The organism is Bradyrhizobium viridifuturi, from assembly GCF_001238275.1.
In the GTDB taxonomy this organism is placed as follows: Bacteria; Pseudomonadota; Alphaproteobacteria; order Rhizobiales; family Xanthobacteraceae; genus Bradyrhizobium; species Bradyrhizobium viridifuturi.
Genome location: NZ_LGTB01000018.1, coordinates 90,621 through 111,077, shown reverse-complemented (window position 1 = coordinate 111,077; position 20,457 = coordinate 90,621). Strand labels below are relative to the sequence as shown.

The following is a 20,457-nucleotide window of genomic DNA, read 5'->3' as shown; positions in this document are numbered from 1 at the left end:
TGTCCGCGCCGCCGTTCTGTCGTGAACTTACTGTTTCGGCGCAGCCGCCGCCTCAGCCGGCTTGCCGCTGGCACTGCCGAAGTATTTGAAGAATTCCGAGTCCGGCCGCAACAGGAAACGCGTGTCGCTGGACTTGAGGCCGTTCTCATAGGCCGTCATCGAGCGATAGAACGCGAAGAAGTCCTTGTCCTTGCCATAGGCCTCGGCGAACAGGCGGTTGCGCTCGGCATCGCCCGCACCGCGGGTCTGATCCGCAGCCGAGTTCGCCTCGGCGACGATCACGGTCGCTTCGCGATCAGCCTTGGAGCGGATTTCCTGCGCCTTCTGGTCGCCCTGGGCACGGAACTCGGCCGCCTCGCGCTGACGCTCGGTCTTCATCCGGTCGTAGACCGCCTGGCTGTTCTGCTCCGGCAGGTCGGCGCGGCGGATCCGGACGTCGACGACCTCGATGCCGTAGCCGTCGGCTTCCTTGTCGAGCTGTTCGCGAATCCGCGACATCAGCTTCTCGCGCTCGTCACGCACCACCGTGATGAAGTTGACCTCGCCGAGCACGCGGCGCAGCGCCGCGTTGAGCAGCGTGGTCAGCTGCAGGTTGGCCGCCTGGATCGAGCCGACGCTGGTGTAGTAGCGCAGCGCATTCTTGATGCGGTAGCGCGCGAACGCATCGACCACGAGCCGCTTCTGGTCGGAAGCGATCACTTCCTGCGACGGGTTCTCCAGATCGAGGATGCGCTTGTCGACGTTGATCACCGAATTCCACGGCGCCTTGAAGTGCAGGCCGGGGTCGGTGACGATGTCGACCGGCTCACCGAACCGCAGCACGATGGTCTGCTCGGTCTGCTGCACGGTGAACACCGAGCTGTAGCCGACGGCGAGAGCGATGAAGAGAACGATCAGGGCCAGAATGCCGGTGACAGGGGACCTCATCGGGTGGCTCCCTGCTGGCCGGTGGTGGCCGGCGCTGCCGCCGGCGGACGCCGCGGCGTCAGCTCGCTGAGCGGAAGGTAGGGCACGATGTTCTGGCCCTGGCCGTCGAAGACGAGCTTCTCGGAGCCGCCGAGCACGCGTTCCATGGTCTCCAGATAGATGCGCTCGCGCGTCACGTCGGGTGCCTTCTTGTACTCTTCATAGACTTTCAGGAAGCGGGCGCTCTGGCCCTTGGCTTCGGCGACCGCCTGCTCCTTGTAGCCTTCGGCGGCCTGCTGGATCTGCGCGGCACGGCCGCGTGCTTCCGGCACGATCCGGTTGGCGTAGGTCTGCGCCTCGTTCTGCTTGCGCTCGAGGTCGGCGCGCGCCGCCTGCACGTCGCGGAACGCGTCGATCACCTGCGCCGGCGGATCGACCTTCTGCATCTGCACCTGCGTGATCTGAATGCCGGCGTTGTAGGAATCCAGCGTCTTCTGCATCAGCTCCTGCACGTTCTGCTCGGTGACGTTGCGCGCCCCGGTCAGGATCGGCTGGATCTGCGAGCGGCCGATCACCTCGCGCATCGCGCTTTCGGCAACCGCCTTCACGGTGCCTCGGGATTCTGGATGTTGAACAGATAGGCGCCGGCCCCGCCCTGCTTGATGCGCCACAACACGGTGAAATCGACGTCGACGATGTTTTCGTCGCCGGTCAGCATCAGGCTCTCTTCCGGCACGTCGCGCATCGAGCGGCCGCGCCGTGCGGGATCGTCGATCAGGGTCATGCCGATCGAGATCGTGTTGACGCGCAGCGCCTTCGGCAGCAGCACCGTCTCGATCGGATATGGCAGGTGATAGCGCAGGCCCGGCTGCGCATCGCGGTCATACTTGCCGAAGCGCAGGACGACGCCGAGCTCTTCGGACTGGACGCGGAAGATGCCGGTCGCAAACCAGATCGCCAGCGCAGCAACCAGCACCAGCGCGATGCCCATGCCGCTGAAATGCCCGCCGGGCAGCCACTGCTGCAGCCGGTCCTGGCCGCGCCGCAGCAGATCCTCAAGATCCGGCGGCCTCGGCCCGGCCGACTGCGGACCGGTGCCCCACGGTCCTTTCGGACCCGAGCCCCACGGCCCCCCGCCTTGATTTTTCCACGGCATCAAACATCTCCTCGACAAGTCCGGACGGGACGCCCGGGCTCGAATGTCCGGCCCGGTTATAGGGGACCGCCAAGGCCCTTACAACGCAAGCTTCCTGAGCGGACGAGCTATGCGCCGGGCCATAATTGTCAATGCAAACATTGGTTAACGTTGGCCGCGCCGACGATATGTCACATAGGAGAAGTCGACGCTGTCGTCCGGACCTGCCGGATTTCGCACGCGCGCGACCTCCTCCCACTCCTTCGCATCGATGTTTTCGAACCGTGTATCGCCGTCCGGCCGGGCGTGGACCTCGGTAATCTCGAGACGATCGGCGATGCCCATCCACTGCGCGTAGATCTCGGCGCCACCGATGATTGCAATTTCAGTGGCGAAACGCCGCAGCGCGTCACCAAGCGCAATTGCGCGGGCGTTTTCGAGCGACGTAGTGACGATGGCCCCGCGTGCGCGGTAGTTCGCATCGCGCGTCACCACGATGTTGGTACGCCCCGGAAGCGGCCGGCGCAGCGACTCGAACGTCTTGCGTCCCATCACGATGGGCTTGTTCATCGTCATCGCCTTGAGGCGCTGCTGATCGGATTTCAGCCGCCACGGAATGGCGTTGCCGCTTCCGATCACGCCGTTCTCGGCGACCGCAACGAGGAGCACGATCTCCATCAGCGCGTTCCGTGCGCGAGCGCCGACAGCGCCTCGCCGGAAACGCGGCAGATCGTCCAGTCGTCCATCATCGCAGCACCCAGTGATTTGTAGAATGCGATCGACGGCGCGTTCCAGTCGAGCACCGCCCATTGCAGGCGCGACCAGCCATTGGCGAGGCAGTACTTCGCCAGATGCACCAGCAGCGCCTTGCCGATCCCCTTGCCGCGCAGCGCCGGGCGCACGAAGAGGTCTTCGAGATAGATGCCGTGGCGGCCGGCGAAGGTCGAGAAATTGACGAACCAGACCGCAAAGCCGGCCGGCTCGCCGTTCCATTCCGCGATGTCGCAAAACAGCCGCGGGCTTTCGCCGAACAGCGCCTCGGCGATTTCGGCCTCGCTGGCATGGACCTCGTGCAGGAGCTTTTCGTAGTCGGCGAGCTCGCGGACCAGCGAGAACACCAGTCCGGCTTCATCGGGCCGCGCGCGGCGGATCGTCAGCGACATCAGACCGCGACTTCGGCCTTGATGTGCGGATGCGGGTCGTAGCCTTCGAGTTTGAAATCCTCGTAGCGGAACGCGAAGATGTCCTTCACGTCGGGATTGATCGCCATCGTCGGCAACGGCCGCGTCGGCCGTGTCAGTTGCAGCCGCGCCTGCTCGAGATGGTTCGAGTAGAGATGCGCATCGCCGAGCGAGTGCACGAAATCGCCGGGCTTCAACCCCGTCACCTGCGCGACCATCATGGTCAGCAGCGCGTAGGAGGCGATGTTGAAGGGCACGCCGAGGAAGACGTCGCCGGAGCGCTGATAGAGCTGGCAGGACAATTTGCCGTTCGCGACATAGAACTGGAACAGGCAATGGCACGGCGGCAGCGCCATCTTGTCGACTTCGGCCGGATTCCAGGCGCTGACGATCAGGCGTCGCGAGTCCGGATTGCGCTTGATCATCTCGATCACGTTGCTGATCTGGTCGATGCTGCGGCCATCCGGCGCGGGCCAGGAGCGCCACTGCGAACCATAGACCGGGCCGAGATCGCCATTGGCGTCGGCCCATTCGTCCCAGATCGTGACGCCATTGTCGTTGAGATATTTGATGTTGGTGTCGCCGGCGAGGAACCAGAGCAGCTCGTGCACGATCGCCTTCAGCGGCAGCCGCTTGGTGGTCAGCATCGGGAAGCCGGCCGAAAGGTTGAAGCGCATCTGATGGCCGAAGATCGACAGCGTGCCGGTGCCGGTGCGGTCATGCTTCTCGGCGCCGTCGGCGAGGATGCGTTCGAGCAGGTCGTGATACTGGTTCATGGTGGTCTTTTCGGAGCTTCGAGAGAACGGCGAATGTAGCGGCCAGGGCCGCCGGTCGACACGCTGATTCGGCTGAACGCACCGATTATACCCTGAAAAATGAACACTCCCCCGGCAAACAACAAGAGGCGGAACTTGCGTTCCGCCCCTCGCCTATCCACTTGATCGCGCTGGATTAACTTGCCGGCTTGAGCACCGGGGTCCATTTCGCGATCTCATTCTTGACGAGCGTCGCGAGCGCCTCCGGCGTCCGGTTGGCGGGCGCCGGGATCACGCTGCCAAGCTCGAGCAGGCGCTTGCGGACGTTCTCGTCGTCCAGCGCCTTGTTCGCGGCAGCGTTCAGCGTGGCGATGATGGCGGGCGAAGTTCCCTTCGGCGCGAAGACCGCGTTCCAGGCCTGGGCCTGGAACGCCGGCAGGCCGGCCTCGGTCGTGGTCGGCACCTCGGGCAGCGACGGATTGCGCTCGGGGGTCGCGACTGCATAGGCCTTGATGGTGCCGGCCTTGATCTGCGGCACCGCGTTGACGATCTGGTCGCACATGTAGTCGACCTGGCCGGCGACCAGCGCGTTCATGGCGGGGCCGGTGCCGTTGAAGGGAACGCCGACCGGCTTGATGTCGAGGATGGAGTTCAACAACTCGCAGGAGGCGTGCGAAACCGAGCCGATGCCGGCATGGGCGGCGTTGACCTTCTCGGCATTGGCCTTCACGTAGGCGACGAACTCCTTCAGATCCTTCGGCGGGAAATCCTTGCGGGCCAGGATCAGGATCGGGGTGCCCGCGAGCAGCGCCACCGGCTCGAAATCCTTTTCCGGATGATAGGCAAGCTTCGGATAGAGCGGCACGGACGCAGCGTGCGTGCCCATGTGTCCGGTGATCAGCGTGTAGCCGTCATTGGCGGCGCGTGCCGCGCGCGTCGTCGCTGTCGTGCCGCCGGCGCCGACCACGTTCTCGATGACAATGCTCTGGCCCAGCGTCTGCGCCATATGCGCGGTGACGATGCGCGAGATGACGTCGGTCGGACCGCCGGCTGCGAACGGCACGATCATGGTGATGGTGCGGGTCGGATAGGTTTGCGCCGACGCCGGCACGGCGAATGCGCCGAGCGCAACACATGCCGAAAGGCATGCGCCCGCAAGCGAGCGAATGGACATCATCTCAATTCCTCCCGGGAACGTTTGACCAAATAAAAATGCCGGCCAAATCGGCCGGCATTTTCATTTCATGAGACGACAGCGCGAGTCGATTCGACTTCCGCCTGCGGCGCGCCGACGCAGGCGCTCAGGAGTGATCAGCCCTCCGACTCCACGAACACTTCGTCGCGCTTCGCCCGCAAGGTCGGCAGCACGGCAAGCACCAGCAGACCGGCCGCGATCGCCAGCAGCACCGCCGACAGCGGCCGCGAGACGAACACGCTCCAGTCGCCGCGCGAGATCAAGAGTGCACGACGCAGGTTCTCTTCCATCAGCGGGCCGAGCACCATGCCGAGCAGCAGCGGCGCGGGCTCGAAATCGTGCTTGATCAGCCAGTAGCCGACGAGGCCAAACACGCCTGCGAGCACGACATCGACCGGTGCGTTGTTCACCGAGTAGATGCCGATCGCGCAGAACACCACGATCGAGGGGAACATCAACCGGTACGGCACACGCAGCAGACGGACCCAGATGCCGACCAGCGGCAGGTTGATGATGATCAGCATGAGATTGCCGATCCACATCGAGGCGATCATGCCCCAGACCAGGTCGGGCTGCTTCTGCATCACCTGCGGACCCGGCACGATGCCATGGATGGTCATCGCGCCGACCATCAGCGCCATCACCGCATTCGGCGGGATGCCGAGCGTGAGCAACGGGATGAACGAGGTCTGCGCCGCGGCGTTGTTGGCGCTTTCCGGCGACGCCACGCCCTCGATCGCGCCGCGGCCGAACCGCGACGGATCCTTCGCCAGCTTCTTCTCCAGCGTATAGGCCGCGAACGAGGCGATCACCGCGCCGCCGCCCGGCAGGATGCCGAGGATCGAGCCGAGCACGGTGCCGCGCAGGATCGCCGGCGTGGAGTCCACCAGGTCCTTCCTGGTCGGCATCAGGCCGGTGATCTTCTGCTGCACCAGGTTGCGGTCCATCTCCGCGCCATGGTCGAGGTTGCGGATGATCTCGGCGAAGCCGAACACGCCCATCGCGACGGTGGCAAAGCCGAGGCCGTCGGCAAGCTCGGGGATGTTGAAGGCCATGCGCGAGGCGCCGGTCTCGATGTCGGAGCCGACCATCGACAGCAACAGGCCGAACACGATCATCGCGATCGCCTTCAGCACCGAGCCTTTGGCGAGCACCACCGCGAAGATCAGGCCGAGCACCATCAACGAGAAATACTCTGCCGGACCGAACGCCAGGGCGAGCTTGGTCAGCGGCGCGCCGAGCACCGCGATCAGCACGGTGGCGACGCAGCCGGCAAAGAACGAGCCGATCGCGGCAATCGCGAGCGCCGGACCGGCGCGGCCCTGCTTGGCCATCTGGTGGCCGTCGAGCGCGGTGACGACAGACGTCGCCTCACCCGGGATATTGACCAGGATCGAGGTGGTCGAGCCGCCGTACTGCGCACCGTAATAGATGCCGGCGAGCATGATCAGCGCGCCGACCGGCGGCAGGCCGAAGGTGATCGGCAGCAGCATCGCGACGGTGGCGATGGTGCCGATGCCCGGCAGCACGCCGACCAGCGTGCCGACCAGCGCACCGATCAGGCACATCAGAAGGTTGATCGGCGAGAATGCGACTGCGAAACCGTGGGCGAGATTGGCAAACAGTTCCATCACGCCCTCACTGGATCAGGAAGCGCGGGAACATCGGCATCGGAAGTCCCAGCACATAAGGAAACAACAGCGCGCAGCCGAGCGTCAGGCAGGCACCGACGATGACGGCTTCGAGCCACCTCGTCTCATGCGAGCCGAGCGCCGCGATCATGAAGGCGGCAAAGGCGGAGACGACGAGCCCGAGCGGACGGATCGCGACCGCAAAGAACAAGATCGCCGCGGACACGAACAACGGTCCGCGCCAGGAATAGGCCGCGATCTGCGGGCCGTCCTTCAGAATTCCCACCAGCGCCACGGCGGCGCCGAGCAACAGCAGCAGCACGGCGAACATCCGCGGCGCGGTTCCGGCGCCGAACGAAAATCCGTGCATGCCCTGCAAATCGCTGGAGGCCCACAACGCAAACAGCGCAACCGCCATCATGGCGAGCCCGCCGACAAAGTCCTGCGGGCCGCGCACCCATTTCGGCAAGTTCGATTTGACCGGCGCGTCGCTCGGCGTATCGCTCATGACTTCGCTTCCCCCGTCAGGGCTGTCCCGCCCGTATTGATTGAATGGCTTGGCTTGTGGTGCGTTGACCGAAAGCCTTGCTAGCGATTTTCGTCAGACAACGCCAGCAAAACCCAAGAGACCTCCGGCAAGCAACATCCACAAGGGATTGATCCGCGTCGCAAAAGCAAGCGCGGCCGCGACGATGGTGATCAGGACCGCGATCCAACTTTGGTCTGATGTCTGCGCCACGATCAGGCCGGAGGCAGCCATCAGGCCGATCGACAGCGGAACCAATGCCGCCTGAATGATCGCCGGCCAGCGCGCACCGCGCGAGCGATCGAGGAAACGGCTGACATAATAGGCAAGCAGCGCGGTCGGTCCGCACATCGCAACCGTCGCGGCCAACGCCCCGGCGACGCCTGCGACAGAATAGCCTATCAGGGTCACGATCAGCACGTTCGGTCCCGGCGAAAGCTGCGAAATCGCGAACACGTCGGCGAACTGCTTGTCGGTCAACCAGTGGTGCACGTCGACGGCGGCGCGGTGCATTTCGGGGATCGCCGAATTGGCCCCGCCGACTGCAAACAGCGACATCAGGCCGAAGGTCCAGACCAGCGCCGCGATCGGGTTGGCCTCCGAATTCATGCCTTCACCATGCGGCGGGTCAGGATCGTGATCGCGAGGCTGAGCGGGATCGCCACCAGCAGCACGATCTGCAGCGGCCAGCGGATCAGTCCGATCGCGACGAAAACCGCAGCGAGGATGACGAGGCCTGTGACATCACGCCGCTTCAACAGCGGCAGCATCATCTTGAAGACGACGGCGAACAGCAGACCGACCGCGGCACAGGCCACGCCGGCAAGGGTCCGGCGCAGCACGTCGACATCGCCGTAGCGGGCGTAGAGCGCGGCAAGAATGGTCGCGATCACCATCGGTGGCCCGACCAGCCCGGCGAAGGCCGCGAACCCGCCGGCGATGCCGCGAAAGCGCGAACCGAATACGACCGACAGGTTGACGATGTTCGGACCTGGCAGGAAATGGCACAGCGCGAAGGTCTCGTTGAACTCCTCCGCCGTCATCCAGCGGTGCTGCTCGACGATCGCCCGCCGGGCCCAGACCAGGACCCCGCCAAAGCCGGCCAGCGACATCTTGGCAAAGGCCAGGAACAACTCGAGCAGCCCGGGCTGGTGGGGCGGAGACGGTGCGGAGGCATCCGGCGCCGGGGCGGCTACCGGCGGGGATTCCGGGGGCATGGCCAAAATCTAGAACGGCGTCAGGACGCCAGCCAAGCCAAATTGGTGTGTTTTCACAACCGAAAGGGCCTGAATCGGCTCTGTTTTTCTACGGCTTTGCCGCTATATTGGGGGTGCCGGTTCGCCGGCTATGGAAATAAATGGCCGTCGCAATAAACCATTCGGACCCGGGGGCGGTACCCGGCGCCTCCACCAAAACCCATCCAGCCCGTGCTTCGGTGGCTTTTGGCGGGGGCGAAATAGGATCGACGAGGGCGTAAAGGGCGTGTTTTTTCTCGGTATGGTTCCGCCGTTATCGGGCTAATGCAATAGTTGCCAACGACAACTTTGCTCCGGTTGCTCAGGCTGCGTAACGCAGTTTGAAAGACCATCTTAAAGTCCTAGCGGGTTAAGCTCCGCTAGGCGGGGTTCGGAGGCACCTGGCAACAGAAGCCTCCACTTTATTCATCGATCGGGCGTCCGCCCGCATTTCAGCCATCGGCCCTGCTGATTTCCGGCTCCCGGCGAGGTAGCATGGGGCCAAAGCGGGCGAGTCGGATCATCCGGCGAGCCTCATCGGCTATTTTCGAAGCGACAGGATCACCATGGCGACCGATCACATCCGATATGACGTGCTGGCGCGCGATGCGCTGCGCGGGGTGCTGCGCCGGGTGTTGTCCGACGCCGCCGAACATGGCCTGCCGGGTGAGCACCATTTCTACATCACCTTCCTCTCGCATGGCGACGGCGTGAAGCTGTCGCCGCGGCTGCTCGCGCAGTATCCGGAGGAGATGACCATCATCCTGCAGCACCAGTTCTGGGATTTGGTGGTGACCGAGGATCACTTCGAGGTCGGCCTGTCGTTCGGCGGAATTCCCGAGCGGCTCCACGTGCCGTTTGCCGCGGTGACGCGTTTCCTCGATCCCTCCGCACCGTTCGACCTGCGGTTCGATGTCTCGGACGCGCTGTCCGAGGAAGCTCCTCCCGCGACGGCACCGGCGGCTCCCGTTCCCGCTCCGGCCGCCCGCGCGGCGGTCGAGACCGAGACGGCCGAGACCGACCAAGAACCGGCGAAGCCCAGCGAGGGCGCCGAGGTCGTGCGGCTGGATCGCTTCCGCAAGAAATAATCTAAACGCGGATCACTCCTCGACCTTGTAGGATGCATGCGAGGGTCGGGATGACAGATCGTCATCCCGGACTATCTTCTGCATGAACGTGTCTTCGCGCGGCCGCTTTCGCGTTGCCGCGGCGGAGAGCCCGGCGCCATGCCGGATCACGTGCTGATGACGCAACGGAGAGCATCCATGGCTCAATCGACCACACCATCCAGCGCCGCTACCCGCAGCGAGACCGACAGCTTCGGTCCGATCGAAGTTGCCGCCGACCGCTACTGGGGCGCGCAGACCGAACGCTCGCGGCAGAATTTCAAGATCGGCCACGACCGGATGCCGATTGCGATCATCCACGCGCTCGCCATGGTCAAGCTCGCGGCGGCCGAGACCAATCGCGAACTCGGCCAGCTCGATGCACGCCGCGCCGACGCCATCGTCAGCGCCGCGAGGGAAGTGATCGAAGGCAAGCTCGACGATCATTTCCCGCTGGTCGTGTTTCAGACCGGCTCGGGCACGCAGACCAACATGAACGTCAACGAGGTGATCGCCAACCGCGCCAACCAGATGCTCGGCGGCGAACTCGGCGCCAAGCAGCCGATCCATCCGAATGACCACGTCAACATGAGCCAATCGTCGAACGACTCGTTTCCGACCGCGATGCACATCGCGGCGGCGGGCCGCATCATCGCCGACCTGATCCCTGCCCTCACCGAGTTGCATCAGGCGTTGCACCAGAAGCAGGAGGCGTTCGCCAAGATCGTGAAGATCGGACGCACGCACACCCAGGACGCGACACCGCTGACGCTCGGCCAGGAATTCTCCGGCTACGCCGCGCAGGTCGAGAGCGGCGTCGCGCGGCTGCGCGTCGCGGTGAAGGAGTTGTTCCCGCTGGCGCAGGGCGGCACCGCCGTCGGCACCGGCCTCAACTCGAAGCCGGAATTCGCCAACCTCTTCGCCAAGCATGTCGCCGAGCTCACCAGGCTGCCGTTCACCAGCGCTGCGAACAAGTTCGAAGCGCTGGCTTCGAACGACGCCTATGTGCTGGTGCACGGCGCGATCAATTCGGTGGCGACCGGCCTGTTCAAGATCGCCAACGACATCCGCTTCCTCGGATCGGGCCCGCGCTCTGGCCTCGGCGAATTGATCCTGCCCGAGAACGAGCCGGGCTCGTCGATCATGCCGGGCAAGGTCAATCCGACCCAGTGCGAGGCCATGACGATGGTCTGCTGCCAGGTGTTCGGCAATCAGACCACGATCACCGTCGCCGGCAGCCAGGGCCATTTCGAGCTGAACGTGTACAAGCCCGTGTTGGCATATTGTATGATAAATTCCATTCAGTTGCTGTCTGATGTTGTCCGCTCATTTACTGAGCATTGCGTTGTCGGCATACGCGCCGACGAAAAGCGCATCAACGAGCTGATGCAGCGCTCGCTGATGCTGGTGACGGCGCTCGCGCCGAAGATCGGTTACGACAACGCAGCCAAGGTCGCGAAGTCGGCGCACGCGCACGGAACGACGTTGAAGGAAGAGGCTTTGCGGCTCGGATTCGTAACGGCCGACGAATTTGACCGCCTCGTGCAGCCGGACAAAATGACACACCCAGGCTGAGCCACGCGCGCGCAATGTCCGGATAATTACGGTCAGCGCGCGTGATATAATTATGGATCATAACGCCTAAAGACTAAGGCTGTTTGCCTATCAGCTCTGCGTTGGCGCATGGTACAGACGTCTAGTTTTCGCAGAGCGAAACGGATTCTTTGATGCTATCAGAAGCATCAAACGGGGATTCGGGATGGGTATCGAGCCGGGCGCGCAGCGCGATCGCTCTTGCTTTCGTCACGATGCATCACCAATTCCGCTTTGGGGACGATAAGGACGACGAGCATGGGCGACGTGGTCAACCTGAAACGATTCAAGAAGCGCGGTGAGCGCGAACAAGCGGCGAAGCATGCCGAAGCCAATCGTGCGCTATTCGGTCGCACCAAGTCCGAACGCGCGCGTGACGAATTTCTCGGCGAGCGCAATGCACGGCAACTCGATCAGCACCTCCTGGACCCGAAGCGTATCGAAAGTGGAGACGCATCATGAAGTCTCCCGTCGTTAAGCGCTCGATCGTCGTCGCCGGTCACAAGACCAGCGTCAGCCTCGAAGAAGCCTTCTGGAATGGCATGAAGGAAATTTCCGGTCTGCGGAACATGACGCTGTCTGAGCTGGTCGGCGAGATCGACAGCAACCGTCAGCAGGGCAATCTGTCCTCCGCGATCCGGCTTTTCGTGCTCGACTATTTCCGCTCGCGCGCCACCCCGGCGGTGCCGACGGATGTCAGGCCGCAGCAGGTCGACACGCGCCAGCAGGCCTGACGGCCCTCACCGGCCGTCGCATCAACAGACGGTCGTTCCGCCGCGCGGACTTCAGCATGAAGGTCAATCGCATCGTCGCGAACGTTGCCGCATCCGACATCGCGGCGGCGAGGTCATTCTATCGCGACATCCTCGGCCTCGCGCCGCTGATGGATTTCGGTTGGGTTGCGACTTACGGCTCATCCGAAACGATGCAGGTTCAAATCAGCTTCGCTTCCGAAGGTGGCTCCGGCACGCCGGTGCCTGATCTCTCGATCGAGGTCGACGACCTCGACGAGGCCCTGCGCCGGATGAAGGCAGCCCGGATCCCGATCGAATACGGACCGGCGGATGAGCCGTGGGGCGTGCGACGCTTCTTCGTCCGCGATCCCTTCGGCCGGCTGATCAATATTCTGCAGCACCAGCCTTGATCGAGCGCGTCGTTTGACGCGTTTTCCTCGCGCGAACCGGTGCCCACGTCGCTCGAGAACGTGTTCTAGTTCTGTATCGGTGGCCGCGGCGGCGGATTGGCGACCTGCGGCGTCAGCGACAATGGCGGCCGCAGCGGCCTCGACCTCGCGGCTCCGGGCACGGGCTTGACCTCGATTGGCGGCGGCAGCGGCGCCAGCTGGGGCTGGCTCGCAAGCGGCGCAGGCGGTACGATCGCGGGCACGGTGGCGACCGGCGGGACAGCCGGCGGCCGCGGCGCAACGATCTTCGGCTTCGGCGGTACGCGGCGCGGATCGGGACCGGCGCCGGCAAGTTGGCGGAAGGCGCTCCCGCCGAATTCGAGTTGGACGCATCGGGCGCCGGCGCGGCGGCCGGCGGAAGCGCCGCCGGGGTCGGCGGCGGCACCGGTTCGCCGCGTTCGATCGCATCGAGCCGCTTGGTCTCCCGGTCGATCGCGCGCACCGCGAGCCACGACGACAACGCCGCAATGTCGATGCTGCGCGACAATCCGTCGGGCGTGCCCACGGCGAGCAGCTGGATCTCCGGGCGGCTGTTGGTGGCGCCGACCTGCGTCGATGCCAGTGCGGCACGGATGTCGGCCTGGTCGGCCGGAATGTCGTAGCCGCCGGACAGGATGACGTTGGCGCCGCTCGCCGCCAGCGTGGTGGCACCGACCCGAATGCGGCCGTCGCGGATGTTGAAGGGAATCTGCGCCGAAGCGACCGGCAGCGGACCTGCCGCGAGCGCCGGTTCGACGATCTGTTTCAACCGCGTATCATCGGTCGCCTGCCCGGAATCGCTGGCGCGGATCGCGACGTCGAACGCGCGCGGATCGAGGCCTGGAAGGTTCAGCCCCTCGAGCGTCACGGCGCCGCTGCCGGACAACGCGCCGATCAGCGCCGAGGCGCTGCGGCCCTGCGTCAACAACGTCATCTGCATCGAGGCGCGCCCCTTGGGCATCGCCAGACTGCGATAGCGCAAGGCCGAGGCGTCGACGCCCGACAGCTGCACATTGGCGTTCAGCGCGAGCCCGTTGACGCCCTGTCGCGCGTCGATGGAGGCGGTCGCCTCGCCGCCGCCGAGCTTGCCCTTGATGCCGTCGAAGGTTAGCGCCTGCCCGTCCGACCTGATGGTGCCGCTGACCGGCTGCAGCTCGGCGCCGCCGGGCAGCAGACCGTGCAGCGCTTCGAACGTGACCTTGCCGCGCCAGGCGCTGGTCAGCCCCTGGCCGAGCGGCTCCGCCGCATCATGCCCGGCGCGCCGATCGCAGCCGCGAAAACCGGCGCCAGCGAGATCTGATCGAGGCCGACTTCGCCGTCGACGCTCTTCTGATCGCCGAGCGTCAGCGCCAGACGGCCGCGCAGCCGCGAACCGGCAACGATGCTGTCGAGATCGTCGAAGGTCAGTTTGTCGCCCGCGAGCGTGAGCTTCGACGACAGGCGGATGTTCGCGGCGGGATCGGATGATTTCAGATTGAGCAGTGGACTGATGTCGGCGCTGCGGACACGGAGGCTGACGTTCGATTTGCTATCGCTGGCGCCGTCCCTGCTCCACGGCTCGGCAGTTCCTTCCGCATCGGCGTCGAGCCCGGCGCCCCAGAGCCTCGCCTTCAGCCTGAGTGGCGCGCGCCACGCGCCGCTCACGGTGCCCTCGAACTGGGTCGAGCCCGCGCCCGCTGCGACCGCATGGTCGAGCCCAAGCAGCGCCAGCAGCGCGTGGCCCTCGCCGGCGGAGACTTTCGCCTCGGCTGTGACCTCGCTGGCGCGAAGCGCATCGAAATCCAGCGCACGGATCGCGGTGACGGTCGGCGTCGCCGAGATCACCGTATTGCCCTTGAGCTGCGGCGTGTCGAGATCGAGCGTCGCGCGCGCGCGACGCGATCGGCGGCCTTGCCCTTCGCGAGATCGAGCGCGAGCTTGGCGCGAACCGGGCCGGCATCCGCGCGGAGCACGCCGAGCCGCGCGGCAAGCGCCGGCGCGAACGGCTGAACGACGGCAGTCAGCCGGGCGAGCGACGCGGCGGTCGCGTCGAGCGTGAGCTTGCCGGTCGAGTTGGCACGGTCGAAATTGCCGCTGCCGTCCAGCGTGACGTTGTCGGGCTGACCGATCTTCACGCGCTCGAGCACGATGGTCTTCGGGTTGTAGACAATCTTCGCCAGCAGCGGGCGCAGTTCCTGCCCCGACGAGATGGCGCGCGCGACGTCGAGCGACAGCTGCGCCTCATCGGGCCATTCGGCTTGCGGACCAGCCAGCGAGCGGATGACGGCTGCGGTCGCATCGAGATCGAGCCGCTCTGCCTTCAACTGTGCCTCGACCTTCGATCCGCTCGCGGCCTCGCGATGCGCGACCGCGATGCGGCCCTCGAGCGCGCCGCCCTCGATCTCCGCCTTCATCGCGTCGATCGAAAAGCCTGATGGCGACACCGTGACGTCGCCGCGCAGGCGCAGCGGCTTCTGGCTGCGATAGGCGATGTCGCTCCGCCCCTGTAGCCAGGTCATCAGCGTATCGGGATCGGAGGATTCGATATTGAGCGCGGTCTTGAAGCTGTTCGCGGCCCCGGCTTGCGCGCTGGCGCCGCTCATCGAGACCCGCGTGGATCCCGGCGCGCGAAACTCCAGCCGGCGCACAGTCCATGATTTCGCATCCGATTGCAGCTCGGCCGAGATGTCCTGCAACGGGCGGCCACCGAGCATGACCTGCTCGGATGTGAGCTCGACCTGCGCCGGTATCGGGCTTTGCGGAAGACCCGACAGCACCGCACGCATCGCCGGCAGCACGCGCACCGGCTCGACATTGCCGTTGCCGCCGTCCTTGGCACCGTCCTTGGCACCATCCTTCGCGCCGTCCTTGGCGCCATCTTTGGCGGCGAACCTGTCGCCATCGAGCTGCCGCGCCGTGAGCGAGGCGCGCAGCAGCGGCGACGTACCGAACCGGAGGTCGCCATTGCCCGCGAGCTTCAGCGCACGGTCCTCTGCGCCATAGCTCACCTCGACCTGGTCGAGGCGCGCCGCCGAATAATCCGACTTGACCTTGGCCGCGATCCGCCAGGACGGCATCTCGCTGCCGCCGCGCTGGCCCGCCGCACCTGCCAGCGTCACGGTGCCGTCGAACCGCGGCGCGCGGGCCTCGAAGGTCAGGATGCCGTCGAGATCGGCCGACACCGGCCGCTGCCCGGGATCGATGTTGAAGTGCAGGCGGGTGCCGCTGCCGTCAACGCTTTGCCCCGAGGAGATCCGAAACGGGTAGCGGTTGCCGTCGAACATGAAATTGCCGTCGCCGCGGATCGCGCCGGCCAGCGAGCGGACATCACCGCTGAAGGCAATGTCGTTCAGCTCGAGCGTGCTGCGGCTCGTGGCATCGTGCAGCGCGACGCGGCCGGTCAGGTTGAGGCGGTCGATCGCCAGCGAAGCCAGGTTGAAGCTCCCGCTCGACGGCGACCAGTCGATCCGTCCCTTCGGATCGAGCCCGAGATCGAGCGACAGGCCATTGATGGTGAGTTCGTTGGCGCGCACCTCGCCGCGCATCAACGAGCTGAGGCTGAACTCGACGTCGAGATTGGCGGCGCGAACCTTGCCCATGTCGTTGGCGCCGCCGACGGTGACGGTCTTCAACCGCAGCGAGGGGGCGGGCAGCAGACGCGCGTCGAGATTGCCGGCGACCCGAACCGGCGCGCCGATGATCTTGGACGCCTCCGCCTCGAACTGCGGCCTGAACTGGTTCCAGTCAACGAAATACGGACCGACCAGCGCAGCTACCAGTGCCAGAATGAAGGCGATTGCCAGGCCGAGCAGCGTCGTCTGCACGGTGTCTCCCTTTGAGCCCGCTCCGCGGCAGCCTCCTCATGCTGAACGCTTTGCCAACCTTGGCCGGAGCAACCCAAATATAGGGGCAAGTATGGCGAAGTCACAGCGGCTTTACCGCTGCGACGTCGGGTGGACTACGGATTCCCGTTCAAGCGTGCGTGCACGCCGGCCGCCGCGGCAGGAGCGCTGCCCTGCCACGAATTAAGGCGGTCACCAGCTCGCCGGGAGCCGCTTCAGCCCGCGCAGCACGAAGGTCGGGCGCCACTCCGGATTTTCCGCGTCATCGAGCCGCAGATCGGGGATCCGGCGCAGCAGCGTCGAGATCGCGATCTCGGCCTCGATTCGCGCCAGCTGGGCGCCGAGGCAGAAGTGGATGCCGCCGCCGAACGACAACGGCTTCACGTTCGGCCGCTGGATGTCGAGCTTTTCCGGATGGTCCGGATAGACCGCCTCGTCGTGGTTGGCCGAGCCCAGCAGGCACAGCACGCTCTCCCCCTTCGGGATGCGCTTGCCGCCGAGATCCTCGATGTCTTCCAGCGCGACGCGGCCGGTCAGCTGCACCGAGGAATCGTAGCGCAGGAACTCCTCGATCGCGTTGGTGATCAGGCCGGGATTGGCCTTCAGCAACGCGAGCTGGTCCGGGTTGCGGAACAGCGCGAGCAGGCCGTTGCCGATCAGGTTGACGGTCGTCTCATGACCGGCGCCGAACAGCAGGATGATGTTGGCGGTCAATTCCTCGTTGGTGAGCTTCTGGCCGTCCTCCTCGGCCTGCACCAGTTGCGTGGTGAGGTCGTCGCCGGGCTGCTTGCGGCGCAGCTCGAACAGCTGATGGAAGTACATCGCGGCCATCGCGTTGCCGGCGTTGCCCTGCTTGATCTCCTCCGCCGTCATCGGCACCGGCTCGAGCAGGCGGCCGCCGTCGCGTGAGCCGTTGTAGAAGGCCTCGCGGTGCTCCTCGGGGATGCCGAGCATGTCGCAGATGATGGTCACCGGCAGGCGGAACGCGAAGTCCTCGATCAGGTCCATCCGCCCTTGCGGAATGATGCGGTCGAGCGTCTCGTCGACGATGTGCTGGATGCGCGGGCGCATGTCCTCGACCCGGCGTGCGGTGAACGCCTTAACGACGAGGCCGCGCAGGCGGGTGTGGTCGGGCGGATCCTGCTGCAGCATCCAGTGACTCATGCTGCGGAAGACCGGCTCCTCCATGATCTTGGGACCGTAGCGGCGGATCGTACGATCGACGTAATCCTTGCCGAACCGCTTGTCGCGCAGCACGAGGCTCGCCTCGGCGTGGCGGCTGGCGACGAAGGCGCCGTGCGCGTTGACATGCATCGGATCGAGCCGGCGCAGCCGCTCGTAATACGGATAGGGATTGCGAATGAATTCGGGCGCCAGCGGATTGAAAAGCGGCTCGCCGCTCGCCGGCTGAACTTGCTCGTTCATTGTGACCTCGTTCGCTCGCGGCCCCGGTGCCTGCACCCTGGCGCGCCTTGGTGTCATCCTCAAGACCGCACCATCACGGGTACGGTCATTCTGGTTTCGTCGAATGCAACTGGATACACTATTGTATCGAGTTGCATTGTGCCCTAAACTGTGCCGATGTCAAGGGTTCGAACCAGACCGACACGGGACGACACCTGCGAGAAGCTGTTCGAGGCGGCGGCGCGGGTGTTCGAGGAACAGGGCATCGGCGGCGCCAGCATCGAGGCGATCGCCGCCGCGGCGGGCTTCACGCGCGGCGCCTTTTATTCGAACTTCAAGAGCAAGGACGAGCTGATCTTCGCGATGCTCGAGGATCATGTCGAACAATCGATCCGGCGCAATCTCGATCTGCTCGCCAAGCACAGCAACCTCGCCGACTTCCTTGAGGCGCTGCGGACGGTTGATCGCAGCCAACAGGATCCGCTCGGCCGCTCGCCTCTCCTGCACATGGAGATGATCCTGTTCGTGGCGCGCGCCGAGAAGCGCCGTCCCGAACTCGCCAAGCGCCTGCGCGCGCGGCGCAAGCTGATCGCCGACATCGTCGAGACCGCGCAAAGGAACAGCGGCCGGAACGCCAGGCTCGACCCGGATTGGACCGGCGCAATCGTGCTGGCGCTGGAAGACGGTTTCCGCCTGCACCGGCTGATCGATCCGGAGACCACGCCCGCCGACAGTTGCCTGCGCGCGATCACCGACCTGCAACGCGCGATCGGCGTGTCATCCGCCTGATCTCTTAAAGCGCGATGAGATTGGATTGATCATCATCGCGCTTTGGCTCGTGGTCTAAGCATGATCTTTTCGGAAAACCGCTTCGCACTTTTCCGGATCATGCTTTAGGCCGCGCTTGCGACCTTGTGCATCTGTCCGGCGACAGCGCGGACCTTGCGCGGCGAAGCCTGCCAGATCGCGAGCGCCGACAGCAGGCTGACGGCAATGCCGAGCAGGAACGCGCTGGTGTAGCTGCCGGAGAGATCATAGAGCTGTCCCGTGATCCACGGGCCTGCGGCCCCGCCGGCGAGCGCTGCCAGCATCACCGTGCCGAAGATGCTGCCGTAATGCTTGCCCTGGAATATCTCGAGCACCACCGGTCCCATCACGGAAGTCAGGCCATAGCCGAGCGCGCCCTGGGTGAAGACCATGAGGTAGATCAGCGTCATGCTCGGCCAGTATTTCAGCGCCGCGAGCGCGGCGAAGCAGATCACGAAGCCGAAGCAGGAGATCGCCCACACCCATTCGCGGCCGATGCGATCGGACAGATGCCCGAGCCAGATCTGGCCGGGAATCCCGAGCAGGCTGACGACGCCGAGCGCCCAGACGCCGACATTGGAGCTGAAGCCGATGTCGAGCAGGAATTTGGTCTGGTGCACCTGCACCGCGTACCAGATGTACAGGCCGCAGAAATAGCCGGTTGCGATCCACCAGAACCGCGCGGTGCGCAGCGCGCGCGGCAGAGTCCAGTCGGTGCCGGCCCATACCGGATCGACGATGTTCGATGCCGGTTTCGCTGACGTGGCGGTCGGCGACGCATCGCCGTCCGGCTGCAGCCCGATGTCCTCGGGCCGCTTGTGCAGCAGCAGGTTGATCGGCGCCAGCACGACCAGCACCATGATCCCCATCGCGGTGCAGGCGGTGCGCCAGCCGGTGTGCTCGATCATGTGCTGCACCCATGGCAGCAGCGTCACCGATCCGATGCCGACGCCGGCGAAGGCGAGCCCGATCGCGAGCCCGCGGCGGCGGGTGAACCAGTTCGGCACGAACAGCGATTGGCCGGAATATCCGAGGCAGACGCTGCCGGACCCGACCAGCACGCCGATGGTGAGATAGAGGTGCCAGGGTTGCGTGGTCAGCGGCGCCAGCAGCAGGCCTGAACCCATCAACAGGACACCAAGCTCCATCACTGCGCGTGGCCCGCGGCGGTCCATCAGGCGGCCGATCAGCGGGCTTGCGATCGCGGAGGCGACAAAGCCGAACGAGAATGCGCCGGCCGTGACGCCGCGCTCCCAGCCGAACTCGGAGATGATCGGCGGATAGAACAGCGAGAATGCCGTCCGCGCGTTGACGCCGATCGCCATGGTGACGAATGTCACCGCGACGATGACCCAGCCGTAGAAGAATGGAAGCCGCATGGCATGACTATCGAAGTGGCGCACCGGGACGGGTGCGACCGAGCAAAGGGGAAACACGTGGTCGTGCATAATGCACGGCCAAATTTGTGAAGCAATTCATAGACAATTGTACCAACCGATGATTGTAGGTTTGGCAGTTTGTGACTTCGCGACTGGCCGGAGACCGCGAAGCGGGTTATCATGTCCTTTTCAGGAGGAATTTCCATGGGCGGATTGGTTGCCGACGGGTACGTCCCGCACGTTCAGGAGCAGTTGAATTCCCGATTCATTGGCGAAGCACTGGACGAGATGATCCAGTTTCAGAAGGAGTTCAAGGTATTCTCGTCGCAGCACACGCTGCAGATGTCCTTTGGCCTTCTCAACATCGCGCCGGTCGGCGAAGCCGATCGCCACGGATTTTTCCGGTACCTGAAGCTGCTGAAGAAGACCGGCGCATCGATCGACGGCAAGGCCTCGCGGAAGAACGGACACGACCAGATCGTCGCGTCACTGCAGGGAAATCTCGAAAGCGGCAGGGCGATGCCGGTGTTCTTCACCTGGCATCCCGGGGAGCACCCGAAGGGAATCGTACAGATCACGAACGGCGATCGCGTCCTGAGCTTTTCCAGCAAGGGCTTCTGA

18 protein-coding genes, 1 other RNA gene and 2 pseudogenes are annotated in these 20,457 nt (G+C 65.0%); 8 read left to right on the top strand and 13 right to left on the bottom strand.

The genetic code is table 11. The annotated features are described in order from the left end of the window. Positions 1 to 27 precede the first annotated feature (27 nt). From hflC to ALC15_RS18040, 10 genes and pseudogenes are all read right to left on the bottom strand, one after another. Positions 28 to 927: a protease modulator HflC gene (gene hflC, locus ALC15_RS18085; protein WP_050628415.1), complete on the bottom strand. Its 900-nt coding sequence runs from the start codon at positions 925 to 927 to the stop codon at positions 28 to 30. Beyond that, positions 924 to 2,062, bottom strand: a pseudogene (hflK, locus tag ALC15_RS18080) (FtsH protease activity modulator HflK). The gene hflC and the pseudogene hflK overlap by 4 nt, the downstream one beginning before the upstream one ends. 144 nt (positions 2,063 to 2,206) lie before the next feature. Next, entirely contained in the window at positions 2,207 to 2,719 is a 513-nt protein-coding gene (locus tag ALC15_RS18075) for a dihydrofolate reductase (RefSeq protein ID WP_050628414.1), read from the bottom strand. After that, a complete protein-coding gene (locus tag ALC15_RS18070; protein ID WP_050628413.1) occupies positions 2,719 to 3,204 on the bottom strand; it encodes a GNAT family N-acetyltransferase in 486 nt (161 codons plus the stop codon). Before ALC15_RS18070 ends, ALC15_RS18075 begins: the two co-directional genes overlap by 1 nt. Beyond that, complete coding sequence (locus ALC15_RS18065) at positions 3,204 to 3,998, bottom strand: thymidylate synthase (RefSeq protein WP_050628412.1); 795 nt, start codon at positions 3,996 to 3,998, stop codon at positions 3,204 to 3,206. The genes ALC15_RS18070 and ALC15_RS18065 overlap by 1 nt, the downstream gene beginning before the upstream one ends. Before the next feature lie 175 nt (positions 3,999 to 4,173). Further along, the gene (locus tag ALC15_RS18060; protein WP_050628411.1) at positions 4,174 to 5,154 is read right to left on the bottom strand and encodes a tripartite tricarboxylate transporter substrate binding protein BugD; all 981 of its coding nucleotides are present in this window, start codon (positions 5,152 to 5,154) and stop codon (positions 4,174 to 4,176) included. 134 nt (positions 5,155 to 5,288) lie between these two features. Further along, a complete protein-coding gene (locus ALC15_RS18055) occupies positions 5,289 to 6,803 on the bottom strand; it encodes a tripartite tricarboxylate transporter permease (RefSeq protein ID WP_050628410.1) in 1,515 nt (504 codons plus the stop codon). Between the two features lie 7 nt (positions 6,804 to 6,810). Further along, positions 6,811 to 7,311 carry a tripartite tricarboxylate transporter TctB family protein gene (locus ALC15_RS18050; protein ID WP_050628409.1) on the bottom strand — a complete coding sequence of 167 codons (501 nt, stop codon included), beginning with the start codon at positions 7,309 to 7,311 and terminating at the stop codon, positions 6,811 to 6,813. 93 nt (positions 7,312 to 7,404) lie between these two features. Further along, positions 7,405 to 7,938 carry a chromate transporter gene (locus ALC15_RS18045; RefSeq protein WP_050628408.1) on the bottom strand — a complete coding sequence of 178 codons (534 nt, stop codon included), beginning with the start codon at positions 7,936 to 7,938 and terminating at the stop codon, positions 7,405 to 7,407. Beyond that, positions 7,935 to 8,546: a chromate transporter gene (locus tag ALC15_RS18040; protein WP_050628407.1), complete on the bottom strand. Its 612-nt coding sequence runs from the start codon at positions 8,544 to 8,546 to the stop codon at positions 7,935 to 7,937. The genes ALC15_RS18045 and ALC15_RS18040 overlap by 4 nt, the downstream gene beginning before the upstream one ends. Before the next feature lie 77 nt (positions 8,547 to 8,623). On the opposite strand from ALC15_RS18040, the gene ssrA reads away from it, so the two are divergent. The 6 genes from ssrA (at position 8,624) to ALC15_RS18015 (ending at position 12,407) form a co-directional block, all read left to right on the top strand. Then, positions 8,624 to 8,986: a transfer-messenger RNA gene (gene ssrA / locus ALC15_RS41160) on the top strand. A gap of 144 nt (positions 8,987 to 9,130) precedes the next feature. Then, positions 9,131 to 9,652, top strand: a complete 522-nt coding sequence (locus ALC15_RS18035) for an SspB family protein (protein ID WP_050628406.1) — start codon at positions 9,131 to 9,133, stop codon at positions 9,650 to 9,652. A gap of 177 nt (positions 9,653 to 9,829) precedes the next feature. Further along, positions 9,830 to 11,245 carry a class II fumarate hydratase gene (fumC, locus tag ALC15_RS18030; RefSeq protein WP_050628405.1) on the top strand — a complete coding sequence of 472 codons (1,416 nt, stop codon included), beginning with the start codon at positions 9,830 to 9,832 and terminating at the stop codon, positions 11,243 to 11,245. Between the two features lie 276 nt (positions 11,246 to 11,521). Next, positions 11,522 to 11,725, top strand: a complete 204-nt coding sequence (locus ALC15_RS18025; protein ID WP_050628404.1) for a DUF4169 family protein — start codon at positions 11,522 to 11,524, stop codon at positions 11,723 to 11,725. Continuing rightward, on the top strand, positions 11,722 to 11,997 hold the full coding sequence (locus ALC15_RS18020) for a ribbon-helix-helix domain-containing protein (RefSeq protein WP_021077181.1): 276 nt from the start codon (positions 11,722 to 11,724) through the stop codon (positions 11,995 to 11,997). Before ALC15_RS18025 ends, ALC15_RS18020 begins: the two co-directional genes overlap by 4 nt. A 56-nt stretch (positions 11,998 to 12,053) precedes the next feature. Next, positions 12,054 to 12,407, top strand: coding sequence for a VOC family protein (locus tag ALC15_RS18015; RefSeq protein ID WP_050628403.1), 354 nt, complete (start codon positions 12,054 to 12,056; stop codon positions 12,405 to 12,407). Positions 12,408 to 12,472: 65 nt separating this feature from the next. Here ALC15_RS18015 and ALC15_RS18010 read toward each other — a convergent pair. Together ALC15_RS18010 and ALC15_RS18005 are read right to left on the bottom strand one after the other, a co-directional pair. Next, positions 12,473 to 16,228: pseudogene (locus tag ALC15_RS18010) on the bottom strand (AsmA family protein). 210 nt (positions 16,229 to 16,438) lie between these two features. Beyond that, the gene (locus ALC15_RS18005) at positions 16,439 to 17,671 is read right to left on the bottom strand and encodes a cytochrome P450 (protein ID WP_050628402.1); all 1,233 of its coding nucleotides are present in this window, start codon (positions 17,669 to 17,671) and stop codon (positions 16,439 to 16,441) included. Between the two features lie 156 nt (positions 17,672 to 17,827). Here ALC15_RS18005 and ALC15_RS18000 point away from each other — a divergent pair, with 156 nt between their 5' ends. Continuing rightward, a complete protein-coding gene (locus ALC15_RS18000; protein WP_050628401.1) occupies positions 17,828 to 18,439 on the top strand; it encodes a TetR/AcrR family transcriptional regulator in 612 nt (203 codons plus the stop codon). 104 nt (positions 18,440 to 18,543) lie between these two features. Here the strand turns inward: ALC15_RS18000 and ALC15_RS17995 are convergent, their stop codons facing one another. Further along, positions 18,544 to 19,836: an MFS transporter gene (locus tag ALC15_RS17995; RefSeq protein ID WP_050628400.1), complete on the bottom strand. Its 1,293-nt coding sequence runs from the start codon at positions 19,834 to 19,836 to the stop codon at positions 18,544 to 18,546. Between the two features lie 204 nt (positions 19,837 to 20,040). Between ALC15_RS17995 and ALC15_RS17990 the strand changes: the two genes are divergently transcribed. After that, the gene (locus tag ALC15_RS17990) at positions 20,041 to 20,457 is read left to right on the top strand and encodes a hypothetical protein (protein WP_050628399.1); all 417 of its coding nucleotides are present in this window, start codon (positions 20,041 to 20,043) and stop codon (positions 20,455 to 20,457) included.

Coding starts and splice junctions, on each gene's coding strand:
- hflC (WP_050628415.1), bottom strand. CDS start 927: ATGAGGTCCCCTGTCACCGGCATTCTGGCCCTGATCGTTCTCTTCATC.
- ALC15_RS18075 (WP_050628414.1), bottom strand. CDS start 2,719: ATGGAGATCGTGCTCCTCGTTGCGGTCGCCGAGAACGGCGTGATCGGA.
- ALC15_RS18070 (WP_050628413.1), bottom strand. CDS start 3,204: ATGTCGCTGACGATCCGCCGCGCGCGGCCCGATGAAGCCGGACTGGTG.
- ALC15_RS18065 (WP_050628412.1), bottom strand. CDS start 3,998: ATGAACCAGTATCACGACCTGCTCGAACGCATCCTCGCCGACGGCGCC.
- ALC15_RS18060 (WP_050628411.1), bottom strand. CDS start 5,154: ATGATGTCCATTCGCTCGCTTGCGGGCGCATGCCTTTCGGCATGTGTT.
- ALC15_RS18055 (WP_050628410.1), bottom strand. CDS start 6,803: ATGGAACTGTTTGCCAATCTCGCCCACGGTTTCGCAGTCGCATTCTCG.
- ALC15_RS18050 (WP_050628409.1), bottom strand. CDS start 7,311: ATGAGCGATACGCCGAGCGACGCGCCGGTCAAATCGAACTTGCCGAAA.
- ALC15_RS18045 (WP_050628408.1), bottom strand. CDS start 7,938: ATGAATTCGGAGGCCAACCCGATCGCGGCGCTGGTCTGGACCTTCGGC.
- ALC15_RS18040 (WP_050628407.1), bottom strand. CDS start 8,546: ATGCCCCCGGAATCCCCGCCGGTAGCCGCCCCGGCGCCGGATGCCTCC.
- ALC15_RS18035 (WP_050628406.1), top strand. CDS start 9,131: ATGGCGACCGATCACATCCGATATGACGTGCTGGCGCGCGATGCGCTG.
- fumC (WP_050628405.1), top strand. CDS start 9,830: ATGGCTCAATCGACCACACCATCCAGCGCCGCTACCCGCAGCGAGACC.
- ALC15_RS18025 (WP_050628404.1), top strand. CDS start 11,522: ATGGGCGACGTGGTCAACCTGAAACGATTCAAGAAGCGCGGTGAGCGC.
- ALC15_RS18020 (WP_021077181.1), top strand. CDS start 11,722: ATGAAGTCTCCCGTCGTTAAGCGCTCGATCGTCGTCGCCGGTCACAAG.
- ALC15_RS18015 (WP_050628403.1), top strand. CDS start 12,054: ATGAAGGTCAATCGCATCGTCGCGAACGTTGCCGCATCCGACATCGCG.
- ALC15_RS18005 (WP_050628402.1), bottom strand. CDS start 17,671: ATGAACGAGCAAGTTCAGCCGGCGAGCGGCGAGCCGCTTTTCAATCCG.
- ALC15_RS18000 (WP_050628401.1), top strand. CDS start 17,828: ATGTCAAGGGTTCGAACCAGACCGACACGGGACGACACCTGCGAGAAG.
- ALC15_RS17995 (WP_050628400.1), bottom strand. CDS start 19,836: ATGCGGCTTCCATTCTTCTACGGCTGGGTCATCGTCGCGGTGACATTC.
- ALC15_RS17990 (WP_050628399.1), top strand. CDS start 20,041: ATGGGCGGATTGGTTGCCGACGGGTACGTCCCGCACGTTCAGGAGCAG.